The following is a 13,917-nucleotide window of genomic DNA, read 5'->3' on the forward strand; positions in this document are numbered from 1 at the left end:
GCCACAAGCGGCGCGGACACTGCTCGAAGGCACTGATCCGCGACTTCGAGAGCCCGTAGCTTGATCGCTGGGATGAAGCCTTGGTCATCAGGCGCGGGAAATCAGGATGGTGTGCGGTAAATTTCCAAAGGCGTTACTGACCTCCTCGAACGCCTCACCGGCATTTTCGATGATGATATCGATGCTCGTCAGCGGCGGCTCTGATATCGCACCATAGGTCATGCTGGCGAACGTCTCGGCTTCCTCCCTGGCCCGTGCTGGGAGGCGCGAGCGACGGTTCATCCCGCCAACATCGTTCAGGAGTTCCTTGAAATACCATGCACCTGACGTTGCAGCACGAGTTTCGTCATCTGCAGGATTTTCGTAGATCCCGAGCCAGAATTCGCAATTCAAGTCGTCCCCGTGTTCCACCAGATGGGCAATAAGCCAAAGCGGGTTTTCAAACAGCTGGGCGGGATAACGCGCGCTGGCCTTGGTGGTGCCGCCGCGTCGCTGGCGAACCGGTAGCAAAATGATCGGACCTTCATCGTCACCAATTTCCATGGCCTGCTTGATTTGCTCGTAATCATCGCCTGTGTGCTGCGATTCGATCCAGCGAATTTGCACTCTCTTCATGTACCCTCGCTCCCATTTGTGCGCCTAGAGCGATCTCTGAGACCAATCCCCGACAGAAACGGACATAGTAAGCTTATTACCTGATCATCAATGGAAAAACTGGTGTTCAGCTTGATGCAGACCACATCATCTTGCATGCTTAGCCAGGCGCATTGTCAGAAACCGATCGGTCGCCCGGTCGCACCGCGCGCTTCCGCCTCTTCGCGGAGCCACTTCGCCAATACGGTCGGTTCCCTGACGGCTAGCAAACGGGCCCGGGCAGCAACCACAGCAAAGTCGCCTGGCGTCAGATCAATGAGCGATGCCTGTTGCGGCGGACACATAACGGAGAAATAGCGCTCAAAAAGCGCGTGAGCGCGCCGCGGATCAAGAGTTTGGAATGTCACGCGGATAGTAAACCTGCGCTGCGCCGCAGGATCGAGCATTTCGGCGTGATTGGTGGTCGCGACAAAGGGAAACCTCAGCCCTTCCATCTGCCGAAGCATCTCGTTGACCATGCTGCGCTCCCAGCCCCTGACGGCTTCTGCCCGCTTGGCAAGAAAGTCGTCTGCCTCATCGATCAGCAACATTGCGCCGGACCGTGCAGCCTCATGAAATGCTTCGGCCATAAGCTGCTCCGTTCCCCCAACAAAGGGATTGAGGAGATCAGAGCCTCGCTTTTCGATGGCCTCCATCCCCAGCAGATTTGCAAGATGCCGTGCATAAGCACTTTTGCCGGTGCCCGACGGACCAGACAGGAGCAGGCTCCAGGCAGGGCTACCAGCCTGACGCAATCGAGATCCGAGTTGGGCAAGGTCGGCATCGGCAACCGAAAGCGCCGGGTCATAGACGGAGCTGGTTCGAAAGGCCGATGGCCGCTGGCCCGAGACCGCCGAGACGAGCTCATTCCCTATAGCGAGGACCTCGCAGTCCGCACCGCCAGCCCGCCTGGCGCCCCTGATGGCCGAGGCAAGGATGGCCGGAGCTGCTGGCAAGCTTGCGAGCCGCGCGACCGTATCGTCGGTCAGCTTGAGCCGTTCTTTGCGAATGTGTCTGCGAACGATACCTTCGCGCACCGCTTGCGACGGCTTTGGAAACTCGATGGCGAGATCCATTCGTCTGACCAGTGATTCCTCCAGCCGGCGCGGCTCGTTGATGATCCAGATCGTCGGGCGTTCGGCACCTTCAACGAGATTGTTGAGCCAGAGCTTCGAGCGGTGCCCGCGCTCTTCGGGATCAAGCAGAAGAACATCGTCAGCCTCGTCCATCACGATAAGATGTTTCTGATCCCCCCGCGTAATGGCGCGCAAGGTCATGAGATGTGCCAGTCGTTCCCGTCTGTGCGGCTCTCTGCCACTTTCATCAGCTTCACCGGCAAACAGAGCCTGCGCGCCTACGCGCGAGGCCAGAAGCCGGGCAAATTCTGTTTTGCCTGTGCCCGGTGGCCCATGGAGAAGGATCGAAACGGGCTCGCCGCTCGAAACAAGCTTCTCGGCAATTTCCCGGGGAATGCCCAAATGATCGAAATCCGTCCAGCGCAGCGAAGAGCGCGAGGAGCGGGGCATCAGGGTACGCACGAGCTGCGCCTTGCTCCTCGCACCGGAGCGGGCAATCCGAAGAAGATAGTTGGCTGCCGAATACTCCCCGTCAGAGTCCCGCTCGACCAGCCCACCGCGGCAGATTGGTGCCGATATATGCAGTCGGCAATCAACGGCGTTTGATGTAGCGCCAACGATGGGCGCAATGGCAGCCGGGGTAAGGTGGGAACCCCGATTGCCTGGCAAGACATCGAGGAGCTCCTGCCATTCTTCGAACAAATTGACCCGTGCGAACAGCGACACAATCGCTTGATCCAGACTATCCAGGCCGAGCAGCTCGCCAAGCCAGCCGATGATCCTGTCGAGCTCGGATTTGCGAACACGCCCAGACCTGTTTCGGCACGCGCTGGCAAGTTCCTTGATCAGTGCCGGACGATCAGACGGTTTGATGTCTGCCGCATCAATGTCGGGCAGATCGGCGTCGTCGATCTTCACGCGCGAGAAAACACTGAGGAGCCCTTCGCCATGACGGTTCAGCATCAAGGGCGAAAGGCGGCTGACCGCATCCGCCCAAGCGAGGCGGAAGCGGATCGCTTCGCCATCGCTAATTGAAGCAGGCTGATGCAGCCCATGGGAGTAATTGTTTCTGCGGCGAAGCGCTTTTCGATTTCTCATAGGAAAATTCATGAAAGTCGAATGCGTCAAAAATGGACGCGGTTTGACCTGCCATGTCGGACGGCAGATTTGCCGGCCTTTCCACTGGCCAGCCCCAAGCGCAAATCCTGGACCAGCGGGGAGCCAAACCCGCTCCGCATCGAAACCGCCAAGCCTGCGGCATCCGCATGACGCCGCATGGACAAGAGGCTGATCGCCTTCCAGCACGATCAACAAGTCCGGGCCCGTAAACATAGGCCGCATCGGGACTCGGATATTGTCTCAGAGGGTGTGGACAACAAGGTAGTGCAATGTCTCCTTTGCGCCCTCAAGTCAGCCGTTCAGGCTGCCTCGACGCAATCCCGAAACCTGCCGTAGGTGAGTGCGGCTCTGAGCTGCACGATCAATGACGGACTTTGGGACATTTCTGCCGTTCCCAAGCGATGCGTCGAGCGGCAGGGCTGGTCAGGAGCAGACAAACAGCGTTTGTCCATCGGACACGACGGGACAACAAAGAATGAGCGGGTGTCCGAACAACCGATGGCTAAGAGGAGTGTTGCTAGAAACCTCGATCCCGGTGCGATTTCCTGTGACGGAAATTTGCCGCTCCGCTATGGAGCGGTTAACAGCAACGAATTAGGGACGAAATTTGCTTTGGGGTGGGAATGTCGAACGAGGGGCCAGTAGAAGTATTCGCGCGACCGCGGCTGACGTCGCCGCCCCCTGCGGTGCTGGACATTGTCTTCGTACATGGCCTCGGCGGCGATCAATTCGAGACTTGGCGTTCGTCAGAGAAGGAATCCTGGCTTCAGTGGCTCGCCACGGATTTTCCCACATGCCGGATATTCACAGTCGGATATGATTCATCGAAGTTCGCTAGCGTCCTCTCAGGTGATGGCGCATCCATCCAGGATCTTGCACTCATTATGGCGGACGGGTTGGCAAGCCGTGAGGAACGAGCGCCACACACCCTGCTGGTTGCGCACAGCCTTGGCGGCCTGATCGTCAAGCAGATGCTTCGTCGCTGCTCAGAGTCCTTGAGCCCTGATTTCATTGAAATTGGCCGCTCGGTCACCGGTGTTGCGTTTTTGGCAACGCCGCATCAGGGCGCCCAGGCAGCCAAGACCCTCGATTTTCTCTTGCGGCAATTTCTGAGCAAGCAGTCGAAGCAGCTCGCGTATGGCGACGACAATCTAGTCGATCTGAACGACTCCTTCAGATCATGGGTCGCGCGGCAAGGCGTAGCGGTTCGCGCTTATTTTGAGACAGAGAAGACTTATGGCGTCCATGTTGTCGATAAGGTTACGGCCAACCCGGGGGTGAGTGGCTGTGAGCCGATCGGCGTGCAGACAGACCATATCACCATCTGCAAGCCAGCCACGCGCACAGCACCTGTCTTTAAGTCGATTTCCGCTTTCATCCGCCAGTTGCTCAAGAAGATAACGCCGCCGACTGCCGAGATTGGAGCCGCCAGCGCCGACCAACCAGAACCCTCCGGCGGGGGGCAAGCCGCCATCGCTTCTGAGGATGCCCCCACAGAGCTCAATTCTGAAATTTTATCTGACTTTCAGTATTATATGACACATGCCGACGTGGATCGCCGTGATCTCGAGCAGAAGTTGGCCGACGCGGGGCGAACCTACGCGGTAGCCGATGCGAAGCGGAAGAAAGAGCGATTCAATATGACGCTCCAGCGGCATATCGCACAGCCATCGGCGGTGGCGCGGTACGCCAAGCTCATGGCCGACGTAGAGTCTCGATTCAACCGGCATGTAGTTCGCGAGATCGCCCATGGCGCCGACATCGCTGCGGTCGACCGGGTCGTTCAAGAGCATGTTGTCGAGCCATGCGTGTTGGCACACTCTACCAGTGAAGGGCAAATAACCGCGGGATTGGTCGACGGTGCCTTGTACTACTTGGCAGGCAATTGCCATCTGGCGTGGGACAATGTCTGAGTTCCGCGTCTGGTTCGCATCGCGCGACCCATATCATTGCGTTTTCCGCATGGTGCGTCTGCTTTGCGCCAAGGGCGAAGCCATGCCAGTCGAACAGCTTCGCGTGCTTGATATGTTCCTGATGTTTCCCGTCATGCTGGAGCGACTTTCGCTTCCGTCGGAGATCAAGGCGCGCTTTCGAGAACTACGGAGCGACACCGAAAAATCGACCTTTGCCCGGCTGCCTGGCACCGCGTCCGTCTGGCAAGATCTACAAATCTACCAGGCTACCGCGCTGAAACAGCTTACTGGCCTTGGGCTGTTGAAGCGCGATGCCCTGCGAGATCGATACGCCAGCCTCGAGTTTAAACAGGTTCCTGCGGAAATTCTCGCGAAAGCGACTGAGCGAAATACCGACGACGCAGCGCTGATGCGCTTTCTGGTGGTTGATCTTGCATCGCTGCCGATGACGGGGAAAAACAATCTCTTCAAGCGCGCGGGCCTGCCAGCTCGAGGGCCAGTGGTATGAGTGCCTTTCTTCGCATCGAGCGGATGCTCATCACTCGAGGGGCAAACGTGCTTTACGACGAGCCGTTTCACGCAGGAGTGAACATCATCCACGGCTCGAACGGCTCCGGCAAGTCCACCTTGGCGGATTTCATTTATTTCGGTCTCGGCGGGGATCTACGCGAATGGAAAGAATCGGCTTCGCGCGCGGAACGCGTCTATCTACAAATTCTAACGCCGGCAGGCACGCTTACCCTTCGTCGCGACGTATCCACTGACGGGTTACGGCCCATGTCGATCTATTTTGGCGAAATGGACAATGCGCTCTCTTCGCCGAACGAAGGTTGGCAGCTGTTCAGCTACAAGCGACCGGAACATGGATACAGCTTTAGCCAAGTGCTGTTTCGGGCCATCGGACTCCCCGAGTCTATCAGCGACGGCGCGAGCAACATCACGATGCACCAGCTGCTGCGTATCCTGTATGTCGACCAGCTCACACCGGTGCAGCGGATCTTTCGGGTCGAGAATTTTGACACTTGGCAAACGCGACAGGCGGTTGGCGACTTGCTGACCGGTGTGGGTGGATACGATCTATACGAAAAACAGATCGCACTACGCGAGACCGAGAAGCAATATGAGGCGGCGGCAACGGCGTATCGCAGTCTCGTCGCCGTGGCGTCTGGGTATGGTGAGAACATTCTCATCGAGCATATCCAGGCCTCGGTAGCGAAACTGGAAAGCGAGCGGTCGAAATTATTGAAGTCTATCCGAGATTTAGTCGACTACTCGGTGTCAAGTGAGGACCAAAATGCGCTAAAGCAGATGAGGGCTTCCGCACTCAGCGACTACACCAAGGCTAGGCGACAGGTAGCCCGGCTCGTTAACGAAATCGAAGTTCTCGATTTCGAAATCGACGACGCTGAGGATTTCATACGTCACCTTAAGCAGTCGCTGTCGGACTTCGACGATTCCTCTGTGACATTCTTTGCCCTAGGGCATCTTGCCTTCGAATATTGTCCGTCATGCTTCGCGCCGGTTGAACCGAAGCATGAGGACCATTGCCAGTTGTGCAATACGCCCCGACTCGAGGGAGGCGATGACTCAAGGACGCTGGCGGTGCGTCTCGATTTGCAGATGCAGTTGAAGGAATCCGAGGCCCTTCAAACCGATCGACACGCGCAACGGACCCGGAAATCCGGACAGTTGCGAGTGGCGCGGCAGGGGCTAAGACGCGCTACCTCGACGATCGAGCTGGCCGAAACTGGAACCGTGACCGGCCGCGAAAGCGCTATCGCAGAGTTGAGCCGCAAGACCGGCTTCATCGATAGTGAACTGGAAGGCCTCCAGAGACGCTTGGAACTAGCGAAGCAGATCAAGGCCGCGTCAGATGCCAAGGAGGATCTGAATTCGCGGCTGACCCGCCTGAGGGCGGAAATCGAGGCGGTGTCACGGGCACAGGGGAACCGGAAACGCGAGGCGCTCACGCTAATTTCGAACCGTACAAAGGCCTTGCTGGACCAGGATCTTCAGGAGCACAGCGATTTTGGCGAGGTGGCGAACGTATCTTTCGAATTCTCCGGTGACTGGATCGCCATCAACGGCGACAAGAACCGGGCCGGAAGCGCCAGCGGGATGGTGATCCTGAAGAACAGCTTTGCGGCGGGGATGCTTGATGCCGCGCTCCTTGATGAACGCTTCAACCTTCCGCGCTGGATGCTGTTCGATAATGTCGAGGACAAGGGGATGGTCGAGGAGAGATCTTGGAATTTCCAACGCCTGCTTGTCGCCATGTCCGATGCAGCGAAGGTCCCACATCAGATCATCTTCACGACATCAAAAATTGCGCCTGAGCTTGACCGTCCAGAGCTGGTCGTGGGGCGCAGATATGAGCGTGCAGCACGCTCGCTGAATTGAATAGCCGATCACGGAGGTGGCGGATTGTGACCTCTGTGACCGGATCAGGGGGAGGCGGCAATGGACGATCTTCGAGAACTGTTTTTCCGCTCGTTCGAGCAGTTCACCGAGCGCGAGGGAGAAAACATTCTCCACGGTACAAGCGAACGCAACCTTTGCGCACGATGGGCGCCCTTACTTGAGACGGCCGCGGTCGAGGCGGGCTATGACGAGTATCGAGCCGACACCGAGTATAACCGCAAGCAGGGCGGACAGGTAAAGACGATACTCGACGAGACGATGCATGTCGTACGGATCACGTGTGACCTCATCCTGCATAGCCGCGGGCGGGTCGTAGAGCGCGACAATTTGATCGCTATCGAAATGAAGCGTTCATCGCATCCCGAGCGCGAGAAGCAAAAGGACCGGATTAGGCTGCGAGCGCTAACCAAACCTTCGTATGACGACGTCTGGTCGGCGGACGGACGAGCGCTACCCGAACATGTGTGCGGCTATGGGCTCGGCTATTTTGTCGAACTCGATGCAGATAGTCGGATGTTCCGATTCGAAGAATATCAACTCGGCAATCTTTCAGACGAGATTCAGAGGGTCTTTTAGTTCACTAGCCCAAATTGCCAACGCGACTTAACCGACGGCGACAACGAAATCGCCATTGCCACGGCCTAACGATAGCTCTTTTTGAGTGCCTTCCTTATCGTCCGCTTCTACGAGCGCGAAAGACCGCTTTCGGCAAAGAGCGACGTTGGGGGTTGCCTTTCTGAGCGACCGACCCTGAGTCTTTTGCTGAAGGGCAGCTTTGGGCATTAGCGAGCCTAAAGGCAGACAGTCCTTTTTCGGCCCAATTCCTGACGTCCAGAAAGTCATCTTGGTGTTTAATGCGGGCCGGGCTGAGAGCCTCAACAGCGAGCACGTCCAAATTTTCTGTTACGCGTCAATTATTTGGAGTAACATCGCGGTAGCTTTTTCGGCACAACGACTGTGGCGACTCAGTGATGCGACGAGGTCGAGCGCTGGGGAGACTACATCGGCGAGGATCGCGAACTGATCGCGCGGTCGACCTTTTGGACTTATTCGATCTTCTCCGAACTGGGCCTCGGGCGCTATCGATCCGAGGGTTTCTATGACCGCTACTGGCTGGACGGGCCGTGGTTCAGGCCGTCTTGGACAGACTTCAATACGAAACAGGTCTCCTTCGGCCTCTTCGACCAGAAGCGAGAAGAGGCCGGGATCGGGTTCATCTTCGACGTGCCCCAGTGGCACGGGCCGGAATTTTTAGTCATCGACAGGCTAAGCTTTCCGCTCCTCGGCGATATAGCTTTCCCCTTCGCGATCCGACAGACCGAGATCGAACATCATGTAGCGCATCCCATCGGTGCTACCAGCGCCTGCTGGGCACAGTGCAGGACGACATCGCTCTGGGGCGTGCTCACCGCAGGCCATGCGGTCAACGGCAATCGGCCCGGCCGCGCTGTGCCGATGGCATCGGGTAACACCGCGTCGCTCTGCCGCTCATACTTCCAGCCGGTGGATGCCGCCTTCGTTCTGACGCCGGCACCGGGCCACAAACCGACGCCACTTCCGATCTTGAGTTTTGCCTCGATGGGACTGCCGGTCGTCGTCGACTGTCAGTCTGGTTCGGTCTCGCGCACCGTTGTCAAGGTGCAGAACAATTGTGGAGTCCTCAACACGCGCGAGGTCGGCGTCACCCTCTGCCTCGACCAACCGGCCTCCGAAGGTGATTCCGGGGCGCTCATTCGGGTCGCGAATGGCGACGCTGTCGGCCTCTATGGCGGCTTGATGAAAGCGCCGAGCACGCCGACCGACCTTCGCGGCCTCGCCCAGAATTTTGAGCAGGCAATCCTCGCCCTCGACGTCCTTCCTTACTTGTAGAGGAGCGTTTCATGACTGAACCCACGCAGGATGAATTCGAAATTTCGATTTTTGTGCCTAAGGGCGATACGCCAGTCCAGGTGCCGCGCGATCCATCGGTCGAGCATCATTCGATGCGCGATTGGGTGCCAGGTCTCGGCCGGGTCGCCAAGGTAGGCGCTGAGGAGGTGCAGGAGCAATGGACCCGCACCGTCGACACGCTCATGAAATTGAGCTCAACCGTCGCCGCCCGCTCGAAGGAATGGTCGATCGAGGAGATCGAGGTCGGCCTGACCCTGAGCGCCAAGGGCGAGCTATTGTTCATCGCCGAGGCGGGCGCGGAAGCGAGCATCAAATTCAAGCTGACTCGCAAAGGCGAGCCCACCCCCGAGGCGCCTGCGCTCGGGTCACGCGTCCCGTCGGGAAGCTGACGCCGAACGCTGCATGATTGTAGCGAGGTTCATTCGTTCTTCAAAGTTTCGTCGATGGCTTGCGCAAGTGCTAACATACGATCGATGAGGTCTTTTATCCGTGGGTGATCTGCAACCAAGCCAGTCGGAGATTCTAGTACCAAGGTCGCTAGCGATTCCGCATTCCAGGATAGTGGTTCTGCCCACTTCCACCATGGCCACCAGCCGCTTGACGATCCACCTTCCACTTCTCTGACGGCTTCACTTATTGCAGGATGAGAAGAGCAGCCCTCGCCCTTTTCTACGGATTTGTTGCGTGGATCGGGTGCTCTTATCCCGAAATAAACATCGGCGTAATTCGTTCGACCGGGCGAGATCGCAACGGAACAATTTTCGGGCCATGATGGACGACGAAATCCCCACCAATTATCCTTGTCGCCAAGCGCTTCACTCAGTGAGCAATCGTCGTATTCTTCCTCAATGTCATTGAACGCACCGCGGGCCTTCAGCAGTACCTCCTCGGCGATCTCTTCAATCAGTGCCTTATGAAGCCTAGTTTGTGACAGCATGACCATTGCTAGAGCGCGCTTGCTCTCGATCCCCCGCTCGTACTCCGATTCTACAGCTTGGATGTACGCGACGTTCTCATCAGCCTTCATCGGCTCGCCCCCAAATTCGAATTTCAAATATGCGACCAATTCCGCAATGTGCGTTTGCGTTCGCGCGGCGCGAATTTCCTGTCGACAATCGGCGAGGATTTGCGTGAGCGCTGTTTCATCGTCCGAATGCAATCGGACAACGCGCACCTCGCTCTTTGCAGTTTCAGGTTCCTTGTTGGACAAAAAAATCAGTACCGGGCTGCGCCCTCGACTCCAACCTTTTAAAGCTGACAGATAGTCGACGAGCTGGTCGGGTTGCTGCGCCGCCCATGGCTTGTTCTCTATACCCACGATGAGTCGCGGCGTTTCGATTACGAGATCAATCTGTCTACCATCTCGGGTCATCATTTCTCTTCGGACCGTGATAGGTTCGATGACATTAACTCGAGGAAGGTCGAGCCTGCGGAGCAACGCGTTCAGAAAGAGTATGTCTTGACCATGCGTTCCCCGCGGATCGAAAATGTCAGCTATGATCCGACTGAGACTGGCCTCGTTCGGTCGGAACAGAGAAAATGCATTGAGACGGGGCGCCCCGAAAAGCTCGGATCCTGCCCTTTTTGCCGCCAATATCGGATATTGATGTGACAGCCTCCGGAGAACGGACCCGAAAGATGGCATCGCGCGTGACTGGTTCATAGTTAAGGACGTAAACAATTTTCGTCATTTTGGAACGCTTTCGGCAGTCGCGACCTGATTGCATCAAGCATCACGTCCAAAAGTGTCATCTTTGCAGCCGACATTCTACCCAACTATCTACCTCATCCTCGGCCCATGCGACCGCATAGCCGCCCAACTGGACAGGCTTCGGAAACTTACCTTCAGCCATCCAGCGATAGATCGTGGAACGGCCAAGCCCGACACGGTGCTGCACTTCGGGCAGGCGAATAAGCCGCGTCGTATGGCGGGGCTCTGTCGCGCCTTTGTCGATCTCTTCACCCACGATGGCCTCCTTCGGCACCAGCAAAGACGTCGCCGAGCAGCGCGTCCTTGCGTTCGAGCTCCTCGATGTGGTCGGAAAGCAGGCGGGCGACACGGTGTGCGGTGCCCTTGGCCCAGCGCGGTTTCACATCATGCAGCTGGTTGCCAAGAACCCGTTCAAGCGCTGACGGCAGCTCGCCGGAAAAGTCCTCGAAGAATTGCGCGAGGTCCGATTGCAACCAAGCGATTGCGTGATCGCCGCTGCTCACCAAGAACAGAAGCAAATGCGCGTTCGGCGCAACACCGCTGGCGGCAAGAATACGCAAGGCCTCGCCAAGGCTGGCCGACCGTTCGCCGGCAAGGACGCGGCGCAAGGCATCCTTATGGATCTGCGCATCGCGCGCGATGTCACAGCGGGCACGGCCGCTGGCTTCGACGGCGGCCAGAAGCAAGCGGGCGAGGTCGGCGCGAACCTGTTGTTCGGCAAAGAGCGCCATGTCGGTCATCGACGAGTCCTTTCGTTAAGAGATGATCGACTCACCGGCTAACCGAAAAGGAAGCCTGTAGGAAAACAAAAAGAACATTTGAAGAACATAGAGGAAGGAGCGAATCAGTTTCCTTCGGTGATTCGCGCAAATTCTGGGCACTTTCACGCAGATTGCGGCACACCGCGCGCCAAAGCCGGCACTGGTAGCGCCGCTGCGCGACCAACCGGCGCAGATTGCGGCCTACACGCTACCCGATGTCGCTTTTTGCTTGGTCGCTACCCCAAAAATCCACTTCTCCGTTTCCTACAGCTCCGATCCGGAGAGAGGAAAGAACATACAGCGAACACATCGCTGGCTGATGTTCAATCCCCGGAGTTTCCCATGATGACGACCAAGACTGCTCTGTCCCCCCGCAAGCGCATTGCGGGCCGCGACTACATCCTTCCTGCCTGCATTGCGCTGGCCTGTGCCGGTGCGGCCTATGCCGGCGCCGATACCACTTTCGATCCCGCACTGCAGAAATTTACCGACTTCCTCGAAGGCTCCGGCGGCAAGATCATCACCGTGCTCAGCCTTGCAGGCGGTCTCATTGCCCTTGCCTCGGGCCGCTTTGCACTCGGCCAGGTCGCAGTGCCGGTAGGTGTGGGCATTGGCGTCGGCACCGGCGTGCCGATCGTCACCTCGGTCGTGACCGCGGTCATCTGAACCCCTGACCCGGTTACGACAGGAGGGCGGCATGGCCGACAGGTACCTCGTTCCACAGCGGCTCGACGACCCGGAGCTTATTGGCTTCTGGACCATCGACGAGTTTGCGGGAATTCTCTTTCCCTTTGCGTGGGGCATTGTCTCGCAGCACATCTTCATCGGCATCGGCCTGGCTGTCGGAGCCTGGTTTGCCTTGCGGAAGGCGAAGGCACGCGGCGCCGGTTCGGCACTGGTGCATGCTGCGTACTGGTACCTGCCCGGGAGCTTTCTCGGGCTGAAAGCCACGCCGCCCTCCCATTGCCGCCTGCTGGCGGGCTGAGGGAGGCGAGCGATGCAAGCAGAATTCGCGCATGAACTGGCACAGGGCTACCTGCGGCAACGCAACCGCTTTGCGCTGCTCGCCGGCGTTCTCGGGCTGACCACGCTGCTCGGCCTTGGCGCTGCAGTGACCCGCGACGAACATGTCGTGCTGGTGCCGGTCACCGCCGAGCGGATCACCGTATCGAGCGGCGGGATCGATGCAGCCTATCTCGAGCTTGTCACCCGCGACACAGCGCTGATGCTGCTCAACCGTGCGCCCGAGAGCCTCGACTACTGGATGACCAACATCCTGAAGCTCGCCGATCCCGCCGCACATGGCCGGCTCAAAGCAGAGCTTGTGCAGATCGTCGAAGAGCAGCGCGGTTCGGATGTAAGCCAAGCCTTCGTGATCGGACAGATGCAAGTCGACCCCGAAGCGCTGACCTCGCGGGTCAGCGGCACGCTAAAGACTTTCGTCGGCGCGCAAGTGATCTCCAGCCAGGAGCGCCAGTTCATTTTCCATTGGGCGAAGCGCGGTCTCAGCCTGTCGCTCGCCGGCTTCGAACAGGTTCCCACACAAGACGAGGAGCAGGACCAATGAGTTTGCTGCACAATTCCACAACCGCCCTTCTCGCAGCGACCGGTATCGCTCTGTGCGGCCTAGGCGCAGGGCAACGGCGTGACATAGCGCTCAAACTTGCCGGCATGGCGGCGCTGGGCGCCGCCTTCATGCCGAGCCCGGCATTGGCCGACCAGTTTATCGAGGCCAGCGACGGCGCGACGATCGATTGCGAACTCGCCCGCGGCGAGCTCTCGCGGATCGCACTCATCGATGACGGCTTTGCCAATGTCTCGAAGATCGCGAGCGGCTTTCCCTATAACGACTTCCAGGTGACGCACGAGCCGGTGCGCGGGGACATCTATATTTCCGTCCCGCCGCAGTTCGCGGCCGCCCGGGTCACCTTCTTCGCGACCAGCCAGGCAGGCTTCGTCTACAAATTCGCGTGCCGTCTCGCTGGCGAGGATGCGACGCAGATCTTCATCACCAATCCGGCGCTGCGCCAGAGCGAGGCTGCCGAATGGGAAGCTGAGACGGCCCCCGAAGACACCGCGATCCGTCTGATCGAAGCCATGGCGGGCGATGCCGTCCTGCCGGGCTTTACCGCACGGGCCGAGATCTCCGCCCCACGCCGGACGGGCGGCATCGAAGTCCAGCGCGTTGCCGAATACCGCGGCGCTGCGCTGACCGGCCAGAGTTTCCTCATCCGCAATCTTGGTGATCAGGACTTGCTGCTTGCTGCCGAACGCGAAGCTCCGGCGGGCGCGCTCGCCTTTGCCTATGGCCGCGATGTGCTTCCACCCGGCGAAGCGACCCGCGCATTCCTTGTCTTCGCACGGGGAGGGATCGACTGATGTCCGAGAGCAAC

At 58.5% G+C, this 13,917-nt stretch carries 15 protein-coding genes; 10 read left to right on the forward strand and 5 right to left on the reverse strand.

Going from position 1 to position 13,917, the window contains the following annotated elements; translation table 11 throughout:
• Positions 1-87: 87 nt before the first annotated feature.
• Both GC121_RS02950 and GC121_RS02955 read right to left on the reverse strand, forming a co-directional pair.
• On the reverse strand, positions 88-615 hold the full coding sequence (locus GC121_RS02950; RefSeq protein WP_151972683.1) for a hypothetical protein: 528 nt from the start codon (positions 613-615) through the stop codon (positions 88-90).
• 155 nt (positions 616-770) lie between these two features.
• Positions 771-2,819, reverse strand: a complete 2,049-nt coding sequence (locus GC121_RS02955; protein WP_199857718.1) for an ATP-binding protein — start codon at positions 2,817-2,819, stop codon at positions 771-773.
• A gap of 695 nt (positions 2,820-3,514) precedes the next feature.
• Between GC121_RS02955 and GC121_RS02960 the strand changes: the two genes are divergently transcribed.
• The 6 genes from GC121_RS02960 (at position 3,515) to GC121_RS02985 (ending at position 9,441) form a co-directional block, all read left to right on the forward strand.
• A complete protein-coding gene (locus GC121_RS02960; protein WP_199857719.1) occupies positions 3,515-4,741 on the forward strand; it encodes an ABC-three component system protein in 1,227 nt (408 codons plus the stop codon).
• Positions 4,734-5,249 (forward strand): ABC-three component system middle component 5, encoded by a 516-nt coding sequence (locus GC121_RS02965; protein ID WP_151972686.1) that lies wholly within the window; start codon positions 4,734-4,736, stop codon positions 5,247-5,249. The genes GC121_RS02960 and GC121_RS02965 overlap by 8 nt, the downstream gene beginning before the upstream one ends.
• Positions 5,246-7,141 carry an AAA family ATPase gene (locus tag GC121_RS02970; RefSeq protein WP_151972687.1) on the forward strand — a complete coding sequence of 632 codons (1,896 nt, stop codon included), beginning with the start codon at positions 5,246-5,248 and terminating at the stop codon, positions 7,139-7,141. Before GC121_RS02965 ends, GC121_RS02970 begins: the two co-directional genes overlap by 4 nt.
• A 60-nt stretch (positions 7,142-7,201) precedes the next feature.
• Positions 7,202-7,738, forward strand: a complete 537-nt coding sequence (locus tag GC121_RS02975; protein ID WP_151972688.1) for a hypothetical protein — start codon at positions 7,202-7,204, stop codon at positions 7,736-7,738.
• A 648-nt stretch (positions 7,739-8,386) separates the two neighbouring features.
• Entirely contained in the window at positions 8,387-9,031 is a 645-nt protein-coding gene (locus GC121_RS02980; RefSeq protein ID WP_151972689.1) for a hypothetical protein, read from the forward strand.
• 11 nt (positions 9,032-9,042) lie between these two features.
• Complete coding sequence (locus tag GC121_RS02985) at positions 9,043-9,441, forward strand: hypothetical protein (RefSeq protein WP_151972690.1); 399 nt, start codon at positions 9,043-9,045, stop codon at positions 9,439-9,441.
• A 29-nt stretch (positions 9,442-9,470) separates the two neighbouring features.
• On the opposite strand, the gene GC121_RS02990 is transcribed toward GC121_RS02985, so the two are convergent.
• The 3 genes from GC121_RS02990 to GC121_RS03000 form a co-directional block, all read right to left on the reverse strand.
• Positions 9,471-10,715: a PD-(D/E)XK nuclease family protein gene (locus GC121_RS02990; RefSeq protein ID WP_151972691.1), complete on the reverse strand. Its 1,245-nt coding sequence runs from the start codon at positions 10,713-10,715 to the stop codon at positions 9,471-9,473.
• An 85-nt stretch (positions 10,716-10,800) separates the two neighbouring features.
• Positions 10,801-11,019 (reverse strand): AlpA family transcriptional regulator, encoded by a 219-nt coding sequence (locus GC121_RS02995; protein ID WP_151972692.1) that lies wholly within the window; start codon positions 11,017-11,019, stop codon positions 10,801-10,803.
• A complete protein-coding gene (locus tag GC121_RS03000; RefSeq protein ID WP_151972693.1) occupies positions 11,012-11,503 on the reverse strand; it encodes a hypothetical protein in 492 nt (163 codons plus the stop codon). The genes GC121_RS02995 and GC121_RS03000 overlap by 8 nt, the downstream gene beginning before the upstream one ends.
• Positions 11,504-11,869: 366 nt before the next feature.
• Here GC121_RS03000 and GC121_RS03005 point away from each other — a divergent pair, with 366 nt between their 5' ends.
• The 4 genes from GC121_RS03005 to GC121_RS03020 are packed head-to-tail and all read left to right on the forward strand — an operon-like array spanning position 11,870 to position 13,903.
• Positions 11,870-12,190 (forward strand): hypothetical protein, encoded by a 321-nt coding sequence (locus tag GC121_RS03005; protein WP_151975559.1) that lies wholly within the window; start codon positions 11,870-11,872, stop codon positions 12,188-12,190.
• Between the two features lie 31 nt (positions 12,191-12,221).
• Positions 12,222-12,509, forward strand: a complete 288-nt coding sequence (gene traL, locus GC121_RS03010; protein WP_151972694.1) for a type IV conjugative transfer system protein TraL — start codon at positions 12,222-12,224, stop codon at positions 12,507-12,509.
• Between the two features lie 12 nt (positions 12,510-12,521).
• Positions 12,522-13,091, forward strand: coding sequence for a type IV conjugative transfer system protein TraE (locus GC121_RS03015; protein ID WP_151972695.1), 570 nt, complete (start codon positions 12,522-12,524; stop codon positions 13,089-13,091).
• Positions 13,088-13,903, forward strand: a complete 816-nt coding sequence (locus GC121_RS03020) for a type-F conjugative transfer system secretin TraK (RefSeq protein WP_151972696.1) — start codon at positions 13,088-13,090, stop codon at positions 13,901-13,903. Before GC121_RS03015 ends, GC121_RS03020 begins: the two co-directional genes overlap by 4 nt.
• The last annotated feature ends 14 nt before the right edge of the window (positions 13,904-13,917 follow it).

Origin of the sequence: Erythrobacter sp. EC-HK427 (assembly GCF_902498745.1) — a bacterium.
GTDB lineage: Bacteria > Pseudomonadota > Alphaproteobacteria > Sphingomonadales > Sphingomonadaceae > Alteraurantiacibacter.

Bases quoted from the DNA above. Each gene is read 5' to 3' on its own strand.
- GC121_RS03000 (WP_151972693.1), bottom strand. From the start codon at position 11,503: ATGACCGACATGGCGCTCTTTGCCGAACAACAGGTTCGCGCCGACCTC.
- GC121_RS02965 (WP_151972686.1), top strand. From the start codon at position 4,734: ATGTCTGAGTTCCGCGTCTGGTTCGCATCGCGCGACCCATATCATTGC.
- GC121_RS02970 (WP_151972687.1), top strand. From the start codon at position 5,246: ATGAGTGCCTTTCTTCGCATCGAGCGGATGCTCATCACTCGAGGGGCA.
- GC121_RS03005 (WP_151975559.1), top strand. From the start codon at position 11,870: ATGACGACCAAGACTGCTCTGTCCCCCCGCAAGCGCATTGCGGGCCGC.
- GC121_RS03015 (WP_151972695.1), top strand. From the start codon at position 12,522: ATGCAAGCAGAATTCGCGCATGAACTGGCACAGGGCTACCTGCGGCAA.
- GC121_RS02975 (WP_151972688.1), top strand. From the start codon at position 7,202: ATGGACGATCTTCGAGAACTGTTTTTCCGCTCGTTCGAGCAGTTCACC.
- GC121_RS02955 (WP_199857718.1), bottom strand. From the start codon at position 2,819: ATGAATTTTCCTATGAGAAATCGAAAAGCGCTTCGCCGCAGAAACAAT.
- GC121_RS02985 (WP_151972690.1), top strand. From the start codon at position 9,043: ATGACTGAACCCACGCAGGATGAATTCGAAATTTCGATTTTTGTGCCT.
- traL (WP_151972694.1), top strand. From the start codon at position 12,222: ATGGCCGACAGGTACCTCGTTCCACAGCGGCTCGACGACCCGGAGCTT.
- GC121_RS02990 (WP_151972691.1), bottom strand. From the start codon at position 10,715: ATGAACCAGTCACGCGCGATGCCATCTTTCGGGTCCGTTCTCCGGAGG.
- GC121_RS02950 (WP_151972683.1), bottom strand. From the start codon at position 615: ATGAAGAGAGTGCAAATTCGCTGGATCGAATCGCAGCACACAGGCGAT.
- GC121_RS03020 (WP_151972696.1), top strand. From the start codon at position 13,088: ATGAGTTTGCTGCACAATTCCACAACCGCCCTTCTCGCAGCGACCGGT.